The 20448-nt window shown below is 69.3% G+C and carries 19 protein-coding genes and 1 tRNA gene; 18 read left to right on the plus strand and 2 right to left on the minus strand.

Annotated elements, in window-relative coordinates:
* Positions 1 to 2 precede the first annotated feature (2 nt).
* The 12 genes from ACZZZB_RS18535 (at position 3) to der (ending at position 12643) form a co-directional block, all read left to right on the plus strand.
* Entirely contained in the window at positions 3 to 1013 is a 1011-nt protein-coding gene (locus tag ACZZZB_RS18535) for an NAD kinase (protein ID WP_463530440.1), read from the plus strand.
* Positions 1010 to 2707 (plus strand): DNA repair protein RecN, encoded by a 1698-nt coding sequence (gene recN / locus ACZZZB_RS18540; RefSeq protein WP_463530441.1) that lies wholly within the window; start codon positions 1010 to 1012, stop codon positions 2705 to 2707. Before ACZZZB_RS18535 ends, recN begins: the two co-directional genes overlap by 4 nt.
* An 86-nt stretch (positions 2708 to 2793) precedes the next feature.
* Positions 2794 to 4488: a CTP synthase gene (locus ACZZZB_RS18545; RefSeq protein ID WP_194718987.1), complete on the plus strand. Its 1695-nt coding sequence runs from the start codon at positions 2794 to 2796 to the stop codon at positions 4486 to 4488.
* Entirely contained in the window at positions 4481 to 5119 is a 639-nt protein-coding gene (locus tag ACZZZB_RS18550; RefSeq protein WP_463530442.1) for an NUDIX domain-containing protein, read from the plus strand. The genes ACZZZB_RS18545 and ACZZZB_RS18550 overlap by 8 nt, the downstream gene beginning before the upstream one ends.
* 3 nt (positions 5120 to 5122) lie before the next feature.
* Positions 5123 to 6058 carry a site-specific tyrosine recombinase XerD gene (gene xerD, locus ACZZZB_RS18555; RefSeq protein ID WP_086475418.1) on the plus strand — a complete coding sequence of 312 codons (936 nt, stop codon included), beginning with the start codon at positions 5123 to 5125 and terminating at the stop codon, positions 6056 to 6058.
* A gap of 85 nt (positions 6059 to 6143) precedes the next feature.
* Positions 6144 to 7019: a ParA family protein gene (locus ACZZZB_RS18560; protein WP_071260744.1), complete on the plus strand. Its 876-nt coding sequence runs from the start codon at positions 6144 to 6146 to the stop codon at positions 7017 to 7019.
* On the plus strand, positions 7003 to 7890 hold the full coding sequence (locus ACZZZB_RS18565) for a segregation and condensation protein A (RefSeq protein WP_463530443.1): 888 nt from the start codon (positions 7003 to 7005) through the stop codon (positions 7888 to 7890). The genes ACZZZB_RS18560 and ACZZZB_RS18565 overlap by 17 nt, the downstream gene beginning before the upstream one ends.
* Positions 7891 to 7918: 28 nt before the next feature.
* Positions 7919 to 8518 carry an SMC-Scp complex subunit ScpB gene (scpB, locus tag ACZZZB_RS18570; RefSeq protein ID WP_463530575.1) on the plus strand — a complete coding sequence of 200 codons (600 nt, stop codon included), beginning with the start codon at positions 7919 to 7921 and terminating at the stop codon, positions 8516 to 8518.
* Positions 8484 to 9305, plus strand: a complete 822-nt coding sequence (locus ACZZZB_RS18575; protein ID WP_086475416.1) for a pseudouridine synthase — start codon at positions 8484 to 8486, stop codon at positions 9303 to 9305. Before scpB ends, ACZZZB_RS18575 begins: the two co-directional genes overlap by 35 nt.
* The gene (locus tag ACZZZB_RS18580) at positions 9302 to 10402 is read left to right on the plus strand and encodes a prephenate dehydrogenase (protein WP_274500037.1); all 1101 of its coding nucleotides are present in this window, start codon (positions 9302 to 9304) and stop codon (positions 10400 to 10402) included. The genes ACZZZB_RS18575 and ACZZZB_RS18580 overlap by 4 nt, the downstream gene beginning before the upstream one ends.
* 8 nt (positions 10403 to 10410) lie before the next feature.
* The gene (cmk, locus tag ACZZZB_RS18585) at positions 10411 to 11148 is read left to right on the plus strand and encodes a (d)CMP kinase (protein ID WP_274500036.1); all 738 of its coding nucleotides are present in this window, start codon (positions 10411 to 10413) and stop codon (positions 11146 to 11148) included.
* The gene (gene der, locus ACZZZB_RS18590; RefSeq protein WP_085514417.1) at positions 11135 to 12643 is read left to right on the plus strand and encodes a ribosome biogenesis GTPase Der; all 1509 of its coding nucleotides are present in this window, start codon (positions 11135 to 11137) and stop codon (positions 12641 to 12643) included. The genes cmk and der overlap by 14 nt, the downstream gene beginning before the upstream one ends.
* 93 nt (positions 12644 to 12736) lie before the next feature.
* On the opposite strand, the gene ACZZZB_RS18595 is transcribed toward der, so the two are convergent.
* On the minus strand, positions 12737 to 13384 hold the full coding sequence (locus ACZZZB_RS18595) for a TetR/AcrR family transcriptional regulator (protein WP_164486954.1): 648 nt from the start codon (positions 13382 to 13384) through the stop codon (positions 12737 to 12739).
* A gap of 146 nt (positions 13385 to 13530) precedes the next feature.
* Here ACZZZB_RS18595 and ACZZZB_RS18600 point away from each other — a divergent pair, with 146 nt between their 5' ends.
* The 4 genes from ACZZZB_RS18600 (at position 13531) to ACZZZB_RS18615 (ending at position 18576) form a co-directional block, all read left to right on the plus strand.
* Positions 13531 to 14445: an NUDIX domain-containing protein gene (locus ACZZZB_RS18600; protein ID WP_463530444.1), complete on the plus strand. Its 915-nt coding sequence runs from the start codon at positions 13531 to 13533 to the stop codon at positions 14443 to 14445.
* Positions 14446 to 14545: 100 nt separating this feature from the next.
* Positions 14546 to 15034 (plus strand): NfeD family protein, encoded by a 489-nt coding sequence (locus tag ACZZZB_RS18605; protein ID WP_064295483.1) that lies wholly within the window; start codon positions 14546 to 14548, stop codon positions 15032 to 15034.
* A 46-nt stretch (positions 15035 to 15080) separates the two neighbouring features.
* Positions 15081 to 16601 carry a flotillin family protein gene (locus tag ACZZZB_RS18610; RefSeq protein WP_064295482.1) on the plus strand — a complete coding sequence of 507 codons (1521 nt, stop codon included), beginning with the start codon at positions 15081 to 15083 and terminating at the stop codon, positions 16599 to 16601.
* A 154-nt stretch (positions 16602 to 16755) separates the two neighbouring features.
* On the plus strand, positions 16756 to 18576 hold the full coding sequence (locus ACZZZB_RS18615) for a long-chain-fatty-acid--CoA ligase (protein ID WP_463530445.1): 1821 nt from the start codon (positions 16756 to 16758) through the stop codon (positions 18574 to 18576).
* Between the two features lie 78 nt (positions 18577 to 18654).
* Here ACZZZB_RS18615 and ACZZZB_RS18620 read toward each other — a convergent pair whose 3' ends face one another.
* Complete coding sequence (locus tag ACZZZB_RS18620) at positions 18655 to 18855, minus strand: hypothetical protein (RefSeq protein ID WP_463530446.1); 201 nt, start codon at positions 18853 to 18855, stop codon at positions 18655 to 18657.
* Between the two features lie 221 nt (positions 18856 to 19076).
* On the opposite strand from ACZZZB_RS18620, the gene ACZZZB_RS18625 reads away from it, so the two are divergent.
* Positions 19077 to 19150: transfer RNA gene (locus ACZZZB_RS18625), tRNA-Pro, on the plus strand.
* A 190-nt stretch (positions 19151 to 19340) separates the two neighbouring features.
* Positions 19341 to 20297 (plus strand): AAA family ATPase, encoded by a 957-nt coding sequence (locus tag ACZZZB_RS18630; protein ID WP_463530447.1) that lies wholly within the window; start codon positions 19341 to 19343, stop codon positions 20295 to 20297.
* Positions 20298 to 20448: the final 151 nt, after the last annotated feature.

A 20448-nucleotide genomic window follows, 5' to 3' on the forward strand; every position in this document is an offset into this window, starting at 1 on the left:
CGATGGCACATTCCACCGATCCTGCGGTCGCGGCGAGGAACATCCTGGTCGTCGCGCACACCGGCCGCGACGACTCGCGCGATGCCGCCGTGCTCGTGTCCAGGCTGCTCCTGGAGGCGGGCGTCCGCCCGGTCCTCAGCGCGCTGGAGCGGGCGGACCTCATCGCGGTCGACCCGGATCTCGACGTCGTCTCCATCCTCGACGAGGAGGTCTCCCTCGGCGACATCGAACTGGCGATCGTCCTCGGCGGCGACGGCACGATCCTGCGCGCGGCCGAGGTCACGCGAGGATCCACGGCGCCGCTGCTCGGGGTGAACCTCGGTCACATCGGTTTCCTCGCCGAGAGCGAGCGCGACGACCTCGCCGAGACGGTCGAACGGGTCGTGCGTCGCGACTACTTCGTGGAGGAGCGCATGACGCTCTCCGTCCGGGTCAAGGTCGGCGCGGAGGTCGTCTACGAGACGTGGGCGCTCAACGAGGCCACGGTCGAGAAGGCGAGCCGGGAACGCATGCTCGAGGTCGTGATCGAGGTCGATCAGCGTCCGCTCTCCTCCTTCGGGTGCGACGGGGTGGTCATCTCGACGCCGACCGGCTCGACCGCCTACAACTTCTCGGCGGGCGGGCCGGTCGTGTGGCCGTCGGTGGAGGCCATCACCCTCGTCCCGCTCAGCGCGCACGCCCTGTTCGCGAAGCCGCTCGTGGTCGGCCCGGAGTCGTCCCTCGCCGTCGAGGTCCTGGAACGCACCGACGGCCTCGGCGTGCTCTGGTGCGACGGTCGCCGGGCCAAGGACCTCCAGCCGGGCGCACGGGTGGTCGTCAGACGCTCCTCGGTGCCGGTCCGCCTCGCGCGCCTCCACGAGAGCACCTTCACCGATCGTCTCGTCAACAAGTTCCGGCTGCCGGTCACCGGTTGGCGCGGCCCCGTCGGACGTGAGGAGCCGATGACCGGCACGATCCACCTCCCGGCCTCCACCGCCACCCGACACCACAGCGATCAGGAGGGCACCGCATGATCGAGGAGATCGAGATCCGCGACCTCGGCGTCATCGCGTCCGGGACGCTCCCACTCGGACCCGGCTTCACCGCCGTGACGGGCGAGACCGGCGCAGGCAAGACGATGGTGGTCACCGCCCTCGGGCTGCTCCTCGGTCAGCGGTCGGACAGCGGCGTCGTGCGAGCGGGCCAGAAGCAGACGAGCGTCCAGGGACGCTGGTTGGTGCCCGGCGACGGCTCGGTCGCCGAGCGCGTCCGCGAGGCCGGGGGAGACCTCGATCCCGCGGGTGATGCGGCAGAGCTGCTGCTCGGCCGGATCGTGACCGCCGAGGGCCGCGGCCGCGCGATCGTCGGCGGCCGGACGGCGCCCATCGGGATCCTCTCCGAACTCGGCGAGCAGCTCGTCGTCGTGCACGGGCAGTCAGACCAGATCCGTCTGCGGGCCGCGCCGGCCCAGCGCGACGCCCTGGACCGCTTCGCCGGTGAGCCACTCCAGCTGGCCCTCGGTGACTACCAGCGGCGCTACACGGAGCTCCTGGAGCTGCGGACGGAACTCGAGACCCTGACGAACGAGCGCGACACGCGACTCCTCGAGGCCGAGCAACTGCGCGTCGCGCTCGCGGAGATCGAGCAGGCCGACCCGCAACCCGGCGAGGACGCCGAGCTGGCAGAGCGCGCCGATCGACTGACCAACCTCGAAGAACTCCGTCTCTCGGCGGCCGGCGCCCGAGAACTCGTCTCGGCCGAGGCCGGCGAGGAGAGCGACGTCGTCGGACTGCTCGAAGGCGCGCGGCGGCAGCTCGACCGGGCCTCGGTGCACGATCCCGCCCTCGGCGCGATCGCCGCGAGTGTCGCCAATGCGAGCTACCTGGCCGCAGAGATCGCCGCCGAGCTCTCGAGCTACCTCGCCGGACTCGACGAGGACGGCGCTCGCGAACTCGAGGTCGTCCAGGAGCGCCGCGCCACCCTCGCGACGCTCGCCAGGAAGTACGGGCCGACGCCCGAGGACGTCCTGCACCTGCTCGAGACGGGCAGCACCCGCCTGATGGAACTCGACGGCGACTCCGACCGCATCACCCAGCTCGAGGGCGACGTCGAACGACTCTCCGGGGAAGTCGACGCCGCTGCCGCGACGTTGAGCGCCGTCCGGATCGAAGCCGCCGCTCGACTCGGCGCAGCCGCAAGCGCGGAACTGCGCTCGCTCGCGATGGCCGAGGCGGAGCTCGTCGTCGAGGTGTCCGATCGCGACGACCTCACGCTGCACGGCAAGGACGTGATCGCCTTCCTCCTCCGGCCGCACGCCGGTGCCGAGCCCCGACCGCTCGGCAAGGGCGCCTCGGGTGGAGAGCTGTCCCGCGTGATGCTCGCCCTCGAGGTCGTCATCGCCGGTGCGGACCCCGTGCCCACCTTCGTGTTCGACGAGGTCGACGCCGGCGTCGGCGGAGCCGCGGCGATCGAGATCGGGCGTCGCCTCGCGGCCCTCGCCGAGCGCTCGCAGGTGATCGTCGTCACCCACCTCGCGCAGGTCGCGGCCTTCGCCAACAACCACCTGAGCGTGGTCAAGGGCGGCGACGGTTCGGTGACGGCCTCGAGTGTGCGCCAGCTCGTCGGCGCCGAGCGGGAGGCGGAGATGGCGCGGCTGCTCTCCGGGCTCGCGGAGTCCGACAGCGGTCTCGCCCACGCCCGCGAACTGCTCGCCCTCGCAGCCTCCTGACGACGCGACCGCGAAGGAAGCGACACATGAACCCGAACTGGATGGTAGGATAAAAGCCCGTGGTGAATACTTCTGAAGCGGGCAACCTGAACTCTCCGATCGACGGCATCGTCTCGGGCTCCAACGGCACGACCAAGCACATCTTCGTGACTGGTGGTGTCGTTTCTTCGTTGGGCAAGGGGCTCACCGCAGCCAGCCTCGGCAACCTGCTGACGGCGCGGGGGCTCCGAGTGGTCATGCAGAAGCTCGACCCCTACCTCAACGTCGACCCGGGCACGATGAACCCGTTCCAGCACGGCGAGGTCTTCGTGACCGACGACGGCGCCGAGACCGACCTCGACATCGGCCACTACGAGCGGTTCCTCGACATCGAGCTGAGCCAGGCCGCGAACGTGACGACCGGTCAGATCTACTCGACCGTCATCGCCAAGGAGCGTCGCGGCGAGTACCTCGGCGACACCGTGCAGGTGATCCCGCACATCACGGACGAGATCAAGCGCCGCATGCGCCTCCAGGCGTCCGAGACGCCCCAGCCCGACGTGATCATCACCGAGATCGGTGGCACGGTCGGCGACATCGAGTCGCAGCCGTTCATCGAGTCGGCTCGCCAGATCCGCCACGAGCTCGGCCGGAACAACGTGTTCTTCGTCCACGTGTCCCTCGTGCCGTACATGGGCGCCTCCGGTGAGCAGAAGACGAAGCCGACGCAGCACTCGGTCGCGGCCCTCCGGTCCATCGGCATCCAGCCCGACGCACTCGTGCTCCGCAGCGACCGCCCGGTGACCGAGAGCAACAAGCGCAAGATCGCGCTCATGTGCGACGTCGACGAGGACGCGGTCGTGAACGCGGTCGACGTCCCGAGCATCTACGACATCCCCACCATGCTGAACGACCAGGGCCTCGACGCGTACATCGCCGACCGCCTGGGTCTCGTCACGAACGAGGTCGACTGGAGCGGCTGGGCCGACCTCCTCGAGGCCGTCCACCACCCGAAGCACGCGGTCACCATCGGCCTCGTCGGCAAGTACATCGACCTGCCCGACGCCTACCTGTCGGTGACCGAGGCGCTGAAGGCCGGCGGCTTCGCCCACGACACCAAGGTCAGCATCCGTTGGATCCCGTCCGACGACTGCGAGACCGTCGAGGGAGCGATCAAGGCGCTCGCCGACGTCGACGGCATCTGCGTCCCCGGTGGCTTCGGCATCCGCGGCATCGAGGGCAAGCTCGGCGCCCTGAAGTTCGCCCGCGAGAACGGCATCCCGGTGCTCGGCCTGTGCCTCGGCCTGCAGTGCATGGTCATCGAGTACGCCCGGAACGTCGTCGGGCTCGAGGGCGCCAGCTCCTCCGAGTTCGACCCCGACACGCAGTTCCCCGTCATCGCGACGATGGCCGAGCAGGTCGAGATCATCGCCGGCGGCGACCTCGGCGGCACGATGCGCCTCGGTCTGTACGCGGCGAAGCTCGACGAGGGCTCGATCGTCGCCGAGCTGTACGGTGCGGACGAGGTGTCCGAGCGTCACCGTCACCGCTACGAGGTGAACAACGGCTACCGCCAGCAGATCGCGGACGCCGGCCTCCAGTTCTCCGGTCTGTCGCCCGACGGCACGCTGGTCGAGTACGTCGAGCTGCCGCGCGAGGTGCACCCGTTCTACGTCGCGACGCAGGCGCACCCCGAGCTGCGGTCGCGCCCGAACCACGCGCACCCGCTGTTCGCCGGCCTCGTCGGTGCTTCGCTCGAGCGCCAGCAGGCGAGCCGCCTGTTCGACGTCGCCAATGGTTGAGTCGATCGGCGACGCCGCGTCGTTGCGCGACGAGCCGCACCCCGTCGAGGTGGTGTCCTCCGAGCGCGCGTTCGCGGGCAAGGTGTGGGACATCCGCAGGGAGACGTTCCGCTACGGCGACGGCGAGGTCGTGCGCGAGTTCGTCGACCACACCGGTGCGGTCGCGGTGCTGGCGCTCGACGCCGACGAGCGCGTCCTGCTCATCCAGCAGTACCGCCACCCGATCGGTGAGCGCGATTGGGAGCTGCCGGCTGGCCTGCTCGACATCTCGGGGGAGGACCCGGCCGTGGCCGCGGGTCGCGAGCTGGAGGAGGAGGCCGACCTCGTCGCCGGTTCGCTCCAGCTGCTGACGGAGTTCTACACGACGCCCGGCGGCAGCAACGAGTCGATCCGCATCTACCTCGCGCGAGACCTCACGGCGACCGCCGAGGCCTTCGCCCGTGCTGAGGAGGAGGCGGACATCCTCGTGGAGTGGGTGCCCCTCGACGACGCCGTGGCCGCGGTGCTCGACGGCCGGCTCCACAACTCGATCCTGATGCTCGGCGTCCTCACGGCCGCTGCGGCTCGCGATCGCGGGTGGTCGACGCTGCGCGACAGCGGCGACTCCACGATCGGGCCGGGCGGAGCCTGAGGCGTGGCGCTCGATCGCGCGGTCGCCGACTACCTGCGGCACATCGCGATCGAGCGCGGCCTGTCGGCCAACACGCAGGCCGCCTACCGACGGGATCTCGAGGGCTACCTCGCCTGGCTCGGCGCGCACGGCGTCGTCGAGGCACCGGCCGTCACCGCCGCGCACGTGTCGGAGTACACGGCGTCGCTCCGGACACCCGAGGGGCAGCCGGTGCGCGCGTCCTCGCTCGCCAGGGTGCTGTCGTCGATCCGCGGCCTCCACCGGTTCCTGCTCGACGAACAGCTCGTCGAGGTCGACGTCGCGCGCGAGGTCCGCCCGCCGAAGCTCCCAGGGCGGCTCCCGAAGGCGATCACGATCGACCAGGTCCGCGCGCTGCTCGAGACGACCGATGGCGACGACCTACTCGCTGTCCGCGACAAGGCGCTCCTCGAACTGCTCTACGCGACAGGGGCCCGCGTCTCCGAGGCCGTCGGCCTGAACGTCGACGACGTCATCGACACCGACATCGTCCGGCTCCTCGGCAAGGGCGGCAAGCAGCGGATCGTGCCGCTCGGCAGCTTCGCCCGTGACGCCGTCGACCGCTACCTCGTCCGCGTCCGGCCGGTCTTCTCCGGCCTCGGCCGGTCCACGCCGGCGCTCTTCCTCGGGCAGCGCGGTGCGCGACTGTCCCGGCAGAGCGCGTGGCTCGTCCTCCAACGCGCCGCCGAGCGCGCAGGACTCGAATCGCACGTCTCGCCGCACACCCTCCGACACTCCTTCGCGACGCACCTGCTGCAGGGTGGAGCCGACGTCCGCGTCGTGCAGGAACTCCTCGGTCACTCCTCGGTGGCGACGACCCAGCTGTACACGCTGGTGACGGTCGACAACCTTCGCGACGTGTACACGCAGTCCCATCCCCGGGCCAGATGGACCACGGGCGGAGCGGCACCGCAGGCCTGACCCGTGGCCCGGTAGACTCGTCACTCGAACGACAGCAAGCGGGAGCGAGGCAACACCGGTGGCCGGTACGAAGCACACGAGCGCAGTGCAGGATTCTGCGCGCAAGACCGCCGCCGAACTGAACCCGAACGGCCCGACCGGCCGCCCGCGTCGTGAGTTCGCGGTGCCGCCCACACTGGCGCAGCACGGTCCGGCACGCATCATCTCGCTCTGCAACCAGAAGGGTGGCGTCGGCAAGACGACGACCACCATCAGTCTGTCCGCCGCGCTGGCCGAATACGGCCGCCGGGTGCTCGTCGTCGACTTCGACCCGCAGGGTGCGCTGTCCGCCGGTCTCGGCATCTCCACCCACGACTCCAACACCGTCTACGACCTGCTGCTCGGCACCGTGAAGGACCCGGCCGAGGTCATCCAGCACACCGCCATCGAGGGTCTCGACGTGCTCCCGGCCAACATCGACCTCTCGGCCGCCGAGGTCCACCTCGTCAACGAGGTCGCGCGCGAGACGATCCTGGCCCGGGTGCTCCGCAAGGTGTCCGACGACTACGACGTCATCCTGATCGACTGCCAGCCCTCGCTCGGCCTGCTCACGGTCAACGCCCTCACCGCCAGCCACGGGGTCCTCATCCCGCTCGAGTGCGAGTTCTTCGCGCTCCGCGGTGTCGCGCTGCTCATCGAGACCATCGACAAGGTGCGCGACCGCCTCAACCCGGCGATCGAGCTCGACGGCATCCTCGCCACCATGTACGACTCCCGGACCCTGCACTCGCGTGAGGTCCTCGAGCGCGTCGTCGACGCGTTCGGCGAGAAGGTCCTCGAGACGGTCATCGGACGGACCGTGAAGTTCCCCGACGCGAGCGTCGCCGGAACCCCGATCACCGAGTTCGCACCGGAGCACGCCGCCGCGAAGGCCTACCGTCAGCTCGCGAGAGAGCTCATCTCCCGTGGCGCGATCGCCTGATCCCGCGCGGACGCCCGTGGCTGTCCTCCCTCCGGCCGGCGACACCGGCTCGCGCTCCGCTGAGGCGTCGCCCGTCGACCCAACACCGGCACCGTCGTTCCGGGTGTCGTTCGAGGGTTTCGAAGGGCCCTTCGACCTCCTGCTGACCCTCATCGGCAAGCACGAACTCGACATCACCGAGGTCTCGCTCAGCCGCGTGACCGACGAGTTCATCGCCTACCTGCGCACGCTCGAGGCCGACGACGAACTCGACCAGGCGAGCGAGTTCCTCGTCGTCGCGGCCACCCTGCTCGACCTCAAGATCGCGGGGCTGCTGCCGCAGGGTGAGCTCGTGGACGCGGAGGACGTCGCCCTGCTGGAAGCGAGGGACCTGCTGTTCGCCCGCCTGCTGCAGTACCGCGCGTTCGAGCAGGCGTCGGCGTGGTTCGCGGAGCGCCTCGACCTGGAGGCGGCACGCCACTTCCGGGCGGTCCGGCTGGAGGAGCAGTACCGTCAGCAGACCCCGGAACTCGTCTGGACGCTGACCGCGCAGGACTTCGGCGCACTCGCGACCCTCGCGTTCACACCGCGCGAGGTGCCGACCGTGGGCCTCGACCACCTGCACGCACCGCTCGTGAGCATCCGGGAGCAGGCGGCGCACGTCGTCGCCATCCTGCGCCGCGGCGGGTCCCACACCTTCCGCGAGCTCGTGGCCGGTGCGGAGCTGAAGGGCGTGGTCATCGCGCGCTTCATCGCCGTGCTCGAACTGTACCGACACGCCGCGCTGTCCTTCGAGCAGATCGAACCGCTCGGCGAGCTCACGCTCCGCTGGACCGCCGAGACCTGGAACGACGACAGCCTCGCCAACCTGGGAGCCGATTACGATGCCTGACGCGACACCCGAGTCGATCGAGCGGCCGATGGACGCCGCCCAGGGCCTGCCGGCCGAGCCCGCGCCGGTGCCCGCACCGGACGTCCCGAGGGCGCTCGAGGCGATCCTCATGGTCGCCGACGAACCGCAGAGCCTCGTGAACCTCGCCGCCGCCGTGCACGTCCCGGTCGGCGCCGTCCGACGGGCCATCGTCGAACTCGTCGCCGACTACGACGGCGAACGCGGTGGCGTCCGACGCGGGTTCGAACTCCGCGAGGTCGGCGGCGGCTGGCGGATCTACGTCCGAGCCGACTACGACGCGCTCGTCACCGACTACGTCGTGACCCAGAACCCGACGAAGCTGTCGCAGGCGGCGCTCGAGACCCTGGCCGTGATCGCCTACAAGCAGCCGATCAGCCGCGGCGCGATCGCCTCGATCCGCGCCGTCAACGTCGACTCCGTCGTCCGCACCCTTCTCGGGCGCGGACTCATCACGGAGATGTTCACCGACAGTGAGACGGGTGCCATCAACTACGGCACCACCGATCTCCTGCTCACCCAACTTGGTATCAACGCCATCGAGGAGCTGCCGCGGATCTCGCCGTTGCTCGACGATGGCCGGGAAGGATTCGACAGTGACCAGCACTGAATCAGAGGGCATCCGCTTGCAGAAGGTGCTGGCGAACGCCGGCGTCGCCTCCAGGCGCGTGTCGGAGCAACTCATCGAGGACGGCCGCGTGGAGGTGAACGGCGTCGTCGTCACCGAACTCGGCTCGCGGATCGATCCGGAGCACGACCTCGTGTCGGTCGACGGCAGCGCCATCCAGCTCGACGCCTCGAAGCGCTACCTCATGCTCAACAAGCCGGTGGGCATCTACAGCTCGCTGAAGGACGACCGCGGTCGCCCCGACCTGCGCCGCTTCACCGAGCAGTACGAGGAACGGCTCTTCAACGTGGGCCGCCTCGACGCCGAGACGAGCGGGCTGCTCATCCTCACCAACGACGGCGACCTCGCGCACGTGCTCGCCCACCCGTCGTTCGGCGTGCAGAAGACGTACATCGCGAAGGTCACCGGCAAGGTCACTGCGCAGGTCCTCGCGAAGCTGACCGCGGGCATCGAGCTCGAGGACGGACCGATCTCCGCCGACAAGGCCCGCCTGCTCGGCACCGAGGACGGCTTCAGCCTCGTGGAGCTCACGCTGCACTCCGGGCGGAACCGCATCGTCCGTCGCATGCTCGACGCCGTCGGCCACCCGGTCGTCGACCTCGTGCGCCGTCAGTTCGGCCCCCTGCACCTCGGGACCCTCGGATCCGGGCAGCTGCGCGAGCTGAGCAAGGACGAACTCGGCGCCATCCTGACCATCGCCCGCGCACACGGTCCTGAAGCCCGCGCGGCCGACGGCACGGCAGCGGAGGCGTCGGAGCCGACGGCATGAGCGACCTGAGCTCCGCGCCCGCGCGCGTGCAGGGGTCGGTCCGCATCGTCGGAGCCGGCCTCCTCGGCGCGAGCATCGGACTCGCACTGCGTGCCAAGGGCGTCGACATCATCCTCGACGACGCGTCGCCCAGCCAGTTGCGCCTCGCCATCGACTACGGCGCGGGTCGTGCGGCGGAACCCGACGACGACCCGTCCGTCGTCGTCATCTGCGTCCCACCGGACGTCACCGCCCGCGTCATCGAGGCCGAACTCGCCGCGTTCCCGCGCGCCGTCGTGACCGACGTCGCGAGCGTGAAGCTCGAACCGTACCGTGCACTGCTCGAGCGCGGTGTCGACCTCACCCGGTACATCGGTTCCCACCCGCTCGCCGGCCGTGAGCGCGGGGGAGCGATCTCCGCGAGAGCCGACCTCTTCCTCGGCCGCCCCTGGGTGATCTGCCGCGACGCCGAGACACCCGCCTGGGCGCTGTCGCAGGTGGAGGGCCTCGCGCTCGACCTCGGTACCATCCCGATGGAGATGACGCCGGACGAACACGACCGCTTCGTCGCGCTCGTCTCGCACACGCCGCAACTCGTCGCGAGCCTCCTGGCCGCCCAGCTGCAGGACGCCGAGGAGGGCGCCATCCAGCTCGCCGGACAGGGCCTGCGCGACACCGTCCGCATCGCCTCGAGCGCACCGGAGCTCTGGGTCCAGATCCTCAGCGCCAACCACGCCGAGGTCCTCCCGGTGCTGGAGCAGCTGTCCACCGACCTCGCGTCGGTCATCTCGGCACTCCGGGACCCGGAGGTGCCGGGCGCTCGCCGCACGATCGCGGACACGATCGCCGCCGGCAACACCGGCGTTGCACGGCTCCCCGGCAAGCACGGCCAGAACCGCCGGTTCGCGAGCATCGTCGTCCTCCTCGACGACCGCCCCGGCCAGCTGGGCGCCCTGTTCACGGAGCTCGGCGAGATCGGCGTCAACATCGAGGACCTGCGTCTGGAGCACTCGCCCGGCGCGAACATCGGTCTCGCGGAGGTCCAGGTCCTCCCCGAGGTGAAGCAGCGCACCGTCGACGACCTCGAGTCGCGCGGCTGGCGCATCGCGGAAGTATAGGAAGAGACATGACCGAACAGCACCCCACCAGTACCGACGCGTCGACGACGCCGGACGCACCCGTCGTGGTCGCGATCGACGGACCGGCCGGCAGCGGCAAGTCCAGCGTGAGCAAGGCCGTCGCCCGCCGGCTCGGCTACCGCTACCTGGACACGGGCGCCTGGTACCGCGCGCTCGCGCTCCACACGCTCGATGCGGACGTCGACCCCGAGGACTCGGCGGCGGTGATCAGCTCGCTCGACGCGTTCGGTGGCGCCTTCACCGTCTCCCTCGACCCGGACGTGACGGCGTTCACGCTCGGGGATCGCGACGTCACGGACGAGATCCGCGGCCCCCGCGTGACGGCCGTCGTGTCGGCCGTCGCCCGTGTCCCGGAGGTGCGGGCGTGGATCAACGAGACCTTCCGATCCCTCATCGCCGACGTCGACCGCCCGGGCATCGTCGTCGAGGGACGCGACATCACCACGGTGGTCGCACCGGACGCTCAGGCTCGGATCCTGCTCACGGCATCCGAAGCGGCTAGAATGGCCAGGCGTTCAGCGGAATTCGAGAGCCACCCTGCCGGCGACGTCGCGGAACAACTGCAGCGGCGTGATCGGGCGGACTCCAGGGTCGTCGACTTCATGAACGCGGCGGACGGAGTGACCACGGTCGACTCCACGCACATCGACTTCGACGAGACGGTCGACGCGGTCGTCCGCGTCACCGAATCCCTCACAGCAAGGAACTCCCATGGCTCACGATGACGAGCAGTTCGACGGAGGCCCCGACGACCTCGCGGACCGCCTCCAGGACATGGACGAGGAGCTCGCGACCCAGCGGGCCGCGTCCCTCCGCTCCGGCCTGGCCGACTACGACCTCGAGGGCGACGACCTCGACATCCTCGACGGCGCGACGGAGGACCCGGACGAGATCCGCTTCCTGCCGGCGCTGCCCGTCGTGGCGATCGTCGGTCGCCCGAACGTGGGCAAGTCCGCGCTGGTGAACCGCATCCTCGGCCGTCGTGAAGCCGTCGTGGAGGACACCCCCGGTGTCACCCGCGACCGCGTCAACTACAAGGCCGAGTGGAACGACCGTCGCTTCACGGTCGTCGACACCGGTGGCTGGGAGCCCGACGCCAAGGGGATCGACGCGTCCGTCGCGGCCCAGGCCGAGATCGCCATCGACCTCTCCGACGTCGTGATCTTCGTGGTCGACGCCATGGTCGGCGCCACGGCGACCGACGAGCAGGTCGTCAAGCTGCTCCGCAAGACCGGACGCCCCGTCTTCCTCGTCGCCAACAAGGTCGACGACGCCCGTCAGGAGCCGGAGGCCGCAGCGCTCTGGAACCTCGGCCTCGGCGAGCCTCACCCGGTCTCCGCGATCCACGGTCGTGGTGTCGCCGACCTCCTCGACAAGATCCTCAAGGTCCTCCCGCAGGTCTCGGCCGTCGCGAAGGACGAGTTCGGCGGACCCCGCCGCGTCGCGATCCTCGGGCGCCCGAACGTCGGCAAGTCGAGCCTGCTCAACAAGACCGCAGGCGAGGAGCGCGTCGTCGTCAACGACCTCGCCGGGACCACCCGCGACCCGGTCGACGAGCAGATCGAGCTCGGCGGCAAGATCTGGCGCTTCGTCGACACCGCCGGTATCCGTCGTCGCGTGCACCTGTCGCAGGGTGCCGACTTCTACGCGTCGCTCCGCACGAGCACGGCGCTCGAGAAGGCCGAGGTGGCCGTCGTCCTCATCGACGTCACCGAGGTGATCAGCGAGCAGGACGTGCGCATCATCGACCTCGTCCTCGAGAGCGGTCGCGCCCTCGTGCTCGCCTTCAACAAGTGGGACCAGCTCGACGACGAACGCCGGAAGTACTTGGAGCGCGAGATCGAGCAGGACCTCTCGCACGTGTCGTGGGCGCCGCGCGTCAACATCTCCGCGCGGACGGGCCGTCACCTGGAGCGCCTCGTCCCGGCCCTCGAGGTCGCACTCGAGTCGTGGGACATGCGTATCCCCACCGGCAAGTTCAACGCCTTCCTCGCTGAGCTCACGGCGGCGCATCCGCACCCGCTGCGTGGTGGCAAGCAGCCCCGCATCCTGTTCGGCACGCAGGCTGCGAGCCGCCCGCCGACCTTCGTGCTCTTCACGACCGGCTTCCTCGACCCTGGTTACCGTCGCTACGTGATCCGTCGCCTGCGCGAGATCTGGGGCTTCGAGGGCACGCCGATCAACGTCAACATGCGCGTCCGCGAGAAGCGCCAGCGCTGATCCGCCGCGTCCGTCCCTCGGACGGCGACGACGAAGGCCCGGGACCACTCCATGGAGTGGTCCCGGGCCTTCGTCGTACTGGTCGATGTGTGATCAGGAGCGAGCGAGGGTGGATTCGTCGGCGGGCGCCAGGGCGGGCCCGTGTTCGGTCTCGAACGGCCACCAGCTCGGGAGCAGTTCGCGGATGACCTCGAGGAACGACTCGACGTCGCGTGGTGCTGGGGTGTCGAGCCAGACACGGAAGCTCGCGACGGAGCCCGCGGCGACGAAGTGCGCTGCTGATCGCATGAACAGCTCGTGCTGCTCCTCGCTCAGGCATTCGGCGTGGGGGAGGGTGATCGCCCCGCGCTCGAAGATGTCGAGCACCGTCGAGGTGAAGACCCGGTTGAGCATCGGCTGCAGACTCGCGCCGATGAGGTCGTCGCCGAGACCGACGCGGTAGATGTCGGCGCGCTCGTCGATGTGGCGGAGCGCGGCGACCGTGGCCCGGGTGATCGCCGCCGGGGCGTCGTCCGCGGAGACGGTCGCCAGGTGGGTCATGCTCAGTTCCGTGAGCTCCTCGGCGAGGACTGATTCGAGCAGCTCGCACGGCGCCGCCGCGTGCTGGTAGAAGGTCGATCGGTTGATGCCGGCGCGTGCGGCGATCTCCGAGACGGAGATCTCGGAGGTGGGGCGTTCTGCGGCGAGTTGCAGGATCGTGCGCGCGAGCCGTGCCCGCGTCCGGCGTTGACGTGCATCCATGAGGGTCCTTCGCGTGGGTTCGGTGCGGCGGGCGCGAGCGCGGCCGATGCAATACTGGAGTTCAATATATAACATATTCCGCACGTGCGGTGGAGATGACCCTGGGCAAGGGGGTGGCGCACAGCGTTTCGTGCCAGGCTGGTCCAATGACTGATGCGCATCCTCCCGGCGGCCCGGTCCGGGACGCCGGGGATGCCTGGGTCGAATCCGGAGACGGCCGGAAGTACTGGGGACGGTTCGGTGCAGCCGGACTCCTGGTGCACGATCGGGCCCGCGGTGTGCTGTTGCAGCATCGGGCCGGCTGGAGCCACTTCGGCGGCACCTGGGGCATCCCAGGCGGTGCGCGTCATCAGTTCGAAAGCGCTGTCGACGGCGCGGTCCGTGAGTCGCACGAGGAGGCGGGTGTCCCCGCCGAGTCGATCGAGTTGCGGTTCGACTCCGTGCTCGATCTCGGATTCTGGTCGTACACGACGGTGATCGTCGAGGCGGTCGAGCCGTTCGAACCCGTGGTCTCCGACCCGGAGAGCATCGCCCTCGCCTGGGTGCCGCTCGACGAGGTCGAGGCGTTGCCCCTGCACCCCGGTTTCGCCGATTCGTGGCCCGGCCTGCGGTCGCAGCTCGAGCGCCGCGTCACGGTCGTCGTCGACGTGGCGAACGTCGTCGGGTCGCGACCGGACGGGTGGTGGAAGGACCGTGCGGGTGCCGCGCAGCGTTTCGTCGCGCGACTCGTCCGCCTCGCGCACGAGGGACTCGACGCCCAGGCGCTCGACCTCGACTTCAACCGCTGGTGGCCGGCCTACGTCGCCGTCGTCGAAGGACAGGCCCGCGGCGTCCACACCGATGACAGCGTGCGAGAGCCCGGTCACGAGCTGCGGGCGGGCGTCTCGGTCGCCGACGCGGCGGGGAGTGGCGACGACGCGATCGTGGACGTCGTCCGTGGGCTCGACGGCGCGGTCGTCGTGGTCACCTCCGACCGTGAGCTGCGGGAACGCGTCGAGGGTCTGGGCGCGACGACGCGCGGTGCCGGCTGGCTGACGGAGATGCTCGACGAAGTCAGCTGAGGGCAGCGGCAGTCGCTCCACAGGAGCCTGCAGACCGTCGGCGCCGTCACGGGAGACCGCTTTCCCGCACTCCGTCTGGGCGTTCAGTAGGGTTGGTGCCATGACCCTGTTCATCATCGTCGGCGCCGTCGGTCTCGTGATCGTCCTCATCTCCTTGGTCTTCGGTGAGATCTTCGACTTCCTGGACGGGGCGGTCTCGGCCACCGCGCTCGGGAGCGCGTTCACCGTCTTCGGTGCGGTCGGTGCGATCGTGCTCGCGAACGGGCTGCCCGTCTGGTCCGCGTACGTCATCTCGGCCGTCATCGGTGTCCTCGTGCTTGTCGGCGTCCAGCTGATGATCCGGAGTTTCAAGCGCTCGGAGGACGGCACGCCGAGTTCACCGCTCGGTCTCTACGGCGTCGCCCGGTCGACCATCTCGGCCTCCTTCGGCGAGGTGAGCCTCGACGGTCCGCACGAGATCGAGACGCGCCTCGCCTTCTCCGACACCCGGATCGAGACCGGCAGTCGAATCCGCGTGGTCGAGCTCCAGGGCTCCCGCGTCAAGGTCGAACCCGCATCGAGCGGAGCCGCTGCCGACACGCAGCCCTGATTCCATCCATCCACCAGCACGCCCTCGAGGGGAAGGCACCTGCCCTATGGACTTCATCACCACCAACATCACGGTGATCGCCGTGATCGCACTCGTCGTGGTGGCGCTCGCGATCGTCGCGTTCGTCGCCGGACGGATCAAGCGCGTACCGCCGAACCAGGCGCTCGTCATCGTCGGTCGGGGGGCCGGCGCCAAGACGGGTGAGCCCGATGGCGGGCAGCGCGTCGTCATCGGTGGGCGCGTGTTCATCTGGCCGATCCTGCAGCAGGGCTTCCCGATCTCGCTCGAGCAGCGCCAGATCGGCATCGTCGTGGAGGGCGTCGACACGAACTTCATCAAGGTCGCCATCCAGGCGAGCGTGAACTTCAAGGTGTCCGGCACGCCGGAGGGTGTGCGCCGTGCCGCGCAGCGCTTCCTCTCGCAGCAGGGGTCGCTGACGCAGATCATCCAGCAGTCCCTCGAAGGGTCGCTGCGTTCCATCATCGGCAACATGCCGATCAAGGAGATCATCTCCAACCGCAACGCCCTGTCCGAAGCGGTGGTCGAGGCGACCAAGACGGATCTCGCCGAGCAAGGCCTCCAGGTCGACCTGCTGAACATCTCCGACATCTCGACGCCGGGCACCAACTACCTCGCCGACCTCGGTCGAGCGGAGAACGCGCTCGCGCGTCAGAACGCCGAGATCAAGGAGGCCGAGACCGCTCGTGCGTCCGAGTTCGCGCGGATCGAAGCGGCGGAGCAGGTCGCGGAGCGTCAGAAGGCCCTGAGCCTCAAGCAGGCGACCATCAAGGCGGAGACCGACCGCGCGAACGCCGAGGCCGAGGCCTCCGGTCAGCTCGCCACGGCGCAGCAGGACCGCCTGGTCGCGGAGCAGGAGCGTGAGGCGCTCGCCGAGAAGGCGAAGGTGGAGCAGGAGCGCCTCGACATCGAGGTGCGCAAGCCGGCCGAAGCCGACGCGTACGCGACGGTCCAGCGCGCGCAGGCGGCCCGAGATGCGGCCAACGCCGCGACGGAAGCCGATGCGTTCAAGCGGAAGACCATCGCCGAGGCGAACAAGGTCGCGGCGGTGCAGGACGCCCAGGCCGCTGCGGAGTCCGTGCGTCTCGCCGGTACCGCTGAGCGCGACAAGCAGATCGCGCTGGCCGAGGGTATCCGCGCCCAGGGTGACGCCAAGGCGTCGGCCGTGGCCGCGGAGGGTCTGGCGGAGGCCGAGGCGATCGACGCGAAGGCGGAGGCACTGAAGAAGTACGGTGAGGCCGGGCTCGCGTCCGAGATCATCGCCCGTCTGCCCGAGATCACGCGAGCCGTGTCCGAGCCGCTCGGCAACATCTCGAATCTCACGGTCATCTCGACCGAGGGTGCGTCAGCCGTCACGAAGACGGTCGGTCAGGTCGTCAGCGAGGTGCCGAAGGTCGTCAAGGACATCACCGGGCTCGACCTGTCCGCCCTCCTGGGCGGGGTCGCCGGTGGCGCGCTGGGGGAGAACCTCCAGCAGGCGATGTCCGACAACGCGGCTGCGGCCGCGAAGCGTCAGCCGAAGACGCCCGCGTCACCCGACGCCGTCTGAGTCGCTGGACCATCGGGAGCCGGTCGCCTTCGGGTGGCCGGCTTCTGGCGTTGTTCCACGACTCCTCGGGCGATTCACCGGTGTCGCTTTGGAGCTTGTCAAGCGGTCCGGTCGCATCCCCGGTCGGGCATACGCGCCCGCCTAGGGTGGAGGCATGCGTGCGGTGCGCACGGGTGTCATCTGGAGGATCGTCGTGGACCATCGAGGAAACACAGCCGAGCAGCGCGAGGGCGAGCAGTCGTCGGAGCCGACCGAGGCTGGCGAGGCACAGCGTCAGCGTCTGGCCGAGCGGCCGTGGCTGTCGTCCTACGCCAGTGGCGTGCCCGCCGACATCGACGAGGTCACCGAGACGCTCGTCGACCTGCTCGACACCTCGGTGAAGCGCTTCGGTGATCGCATCGCTCTGGAATTCTTCGGTGCCGAGACGAGCTACAGCGAGCTCGGCGAACAGGTCGCGCGAGCGGCCGAGGGGCTCCGCAAGCTCGGCGTGAAGCCGGGTGACCGCGTGGCGCTCGTGCTGCCGAACTGCCCGCAGCACGTCGTCGCGTTCTACGCGGCGCTCCGGCTCGGCGCGACGGTCATCGAGCACAACCCGCTCTACACGGCTCGCGAGCTGCGGCATCAGTTCGAGGACCACGGCGCGCACGTCGCGATCGTGTGGGACAAGGTCTACGATCTCGTGGCCGACCTCCCGGCCGACGTGATGCGCGGCCGGATCGTGTCCGTCGACATCACTCAGGCTCTGCCGTTGTCGAAGCGTCTGGCGCTCCGGTTGCCGGTGAAGCGTGCGCGCGAGTCGCGTGCGGCGATGACCGCGACCCCGTCGGCGAAGCACGTGCTTCCGTGGGAACGTCTGATCGGCGGACGGAAGCTGTCGAAGCGGGTCGTGCGTCCGACGCTCGACGACACCGCGCTCCTGCAGTACACGAGTGGGACGACCGGGGCACCGAAGGGTGCCATCCTGACGCACCGCAACCTGCGGGCGAACGCCGAGCAGGGACGCGCCTGGGTGCCTGGCCTGAGCGAAGGTGGCGAGGTCTTCTACGGAGTCCTGCCGCTGTTCCACGCGTACGGCATGACGCTGTGCCTCACGTTCGCCATGAGCATCGGGGCGCGGCTCGTGCTGTTCCCGAAGTTCGACCTGGAGCTGGTGCTCACAGCCGCGAAGAAGTCCCCGCCGACGTTCCTGCCGGCGGTGCCGCCCATCTACGACGCGCTGTCGCGTGCTTCGAGCCGCAAGGGCGTCGACCTGACGAGTGTCCGCTTCGCGATCTCCGGTGCGATGAGCCTCCCGGTGTCGACGGTCACGCGGTGGGAGGAGGCGACCGGCGGTCTGCTCGTCGAGGGCTACGGGATGACGGAGTCGTCGCCGGTGGCGCTCGGCAACCCGATCGGTCCGTCGCGTCGGCCGGGCACCGTGGGTGTGCCGTTCCCGAGCACCGAGATCCGCGTCGTCGATCCCGAGAACCCGACGGTGGATCGTGCGGCGGGGGAGTCGGGCGAGTTGCTGCTCCGTGGCCCGCAGGTCTTCCAGGGCTACTGGGGTCGTCCGGACGAGTCGCGCGAGGCGTTGCTCGAGGGCGGCTGGTTGCGGACCGGTGACATCGTGACGGTGTCGGTTGACGGCTTCGTGACGGTCATCGACCGGGTGAAAGAGCTCATCATCACCGGTGGGTTCAACGTGAGCCCGTCCGAGGTGGAGGAGACGCTCCTGTCGCACCCGGACGTCGAGTCGGCGGCTGTGGTCGGCCTGCCGCGCGATTCCGGTGGCGAGGACGTGACGGCCGCGGTCGTCATGCGTGCCGGGACGGTGTTCGACGCCGGCTCGTTGCGCGACTACTGCCGGACCCGCCTCACGGCGTACAAGGTGCCCAAGCGGGTCGTGCAGCTCGACGAGCTGCCGACGTCGCTCATCGGCAAGGTGCTGCGTCGCAAGGTGCGCGACCAGCTCGTCGCGGATCGCAAGGCTGAGTAGCGGCTGTCGGGGCGCATGCCCCGACCTCTCGGCACGTCGTTGGACGCGTCCTGGAGGCGCTTGATTGTACCGCGGTGGTCAGCCGCGGGACTCGGGGTGCAGCCAGTGGCGCACGACGGGGATGAGCAGTGACAGTGCGACGAAGGTGATGGCGCCGCCGATGACGGCATCGTCGATCGGTGTGTTGCGGCTGACCTGCACGATGCCGGAGACGATCGCGACCGGCAGGGCGGTGAGTGCCGCGACGCGGACCTCTTTCCAGTAACGGCTGTAGCGCATGGGGGTCCTTCGTCGGGTGACCGGATCGGTCTGCTCGTCCTGTCACGCGGGCGCGGACGAGTCACGGTAGCGTGCCCCGTGCGGGGGCGGGCAGGGGAGACCTCCCACCCGACGATTGCGGCCTGTCTGGGCCGGGCCGTGGTCGCCGGAGCCGTGTCACGAAGCGCTCTCGGAATCCGCTAGACTGTTCGAGTTGTCTTCTCCGCCCGCGGAGATGGCATCGGGCTGTGGCGCAGCTTGGTAGCGCACTTGACTGGGGGTCAAGGGGTCGCAGGTTCAAATCCTGTCAGCCCGACAGAAAAGCCCTGGTGAGAATGATCCTCTCGCCAGGGCCGAGTCGTTTCTAGATGTGATCATCAACCGGTCCGCTGGCTTTTTTGCTTGTGACTAGTGCTTACGAGTATGTCGGCGCGGTTCGGTAGTCTGATCATCGCCACCGGTAGGGTTGGCGAAGAATGTCAGCACTCAACTGAGGGAGGCGAGAGATGGCGCGCGCCGACCTGCTTCTCGACCTCGTCGAGGCCGAGCGCCACGGGGACCGTGATCGATTCCGCACCCTCGTAGAGGCAGTGATCGCCGAGGAGCGTGCAAACCAACACCACCTCGTGGCGGACCGTCTTTCAGAGCTGATCACCACGACCGGGCAAGGGCTTGTCCGCGATGATCGCGCCACCGCGATTCGCGATCTCGTTCACGAAGTCGTACCCAGTCGTCGTCTCGATGACCTTGAACTCGCTTCCGTTCCACTGCGGGTCGTCACAGAATTGATTGAGGAGCAGAAGCGCGCTGAGCTGCTCCGCAGCTATGGGATTGAGCCTCGCAACCGGCTCCTACTGTCCGGCCCCCCCGGCAATGGGAAGACCAGCGTCGCGGAGGCTATCGCCTCCGAATTGATGCTCCCCTTCTACGTGATTCGTTACGAAGGAGTTATGTCTAGCTTCCTCGGCGAGACGGCCGCCAGACTCGATAACGCCTTCGAGTTCGCGCGCACGCGACGATGCGTATTGTTCTTCGACGAACTCGACACCATCGCAAAAGAGCGGTCAGATCAGCACGAGACGGGCGAGATCAAGCGCGTCGTGTCCACCTTGCTGCTCCAGATCGACCGGCTCCCTGCGCACGTGCTCTTCGTTGGCGCGACCAACCACAGCGAGCTGCTCGACCGCGCCGCATGGAGGCGCTTCCAGATTCGGGCCGAACTCGAACCCCCGAGCCGCTCCGAAGCAACGCGGTTCCTCGAACGGCTCGCCGCCCGGCTCGGCGGTGACCTCGGATTCGCTCCGCGTACATTGGCAGACAAACTCGCTGGGGCCAGCTACTCCGAACTGGAAGAGTTTGCTCTCGACGTGCGCCGCCGAGCGGTGCTGGAACTGCCGGACAGCAACCTACGGCGGATTGTGCAAGAACGTCTTGAGCACAGGCGCGGTCAGGCCACTGCGTGACCGCGGAGCGCCGACCGCTCCTGGCATTCGGTCCGCCAGTCGTCGCCGAACGGCCCACGCAGACCCCGCGAGACACGCCGCGCCTATCCAAACCCGGTACGGGCAGGCAAGGACAGCGGTTAGCGCCTCAATTCGGTGACCTGACCGCAGC

It is taken from the genome of Plantibacter sp. AC185 (assembly GCF_979258065.1).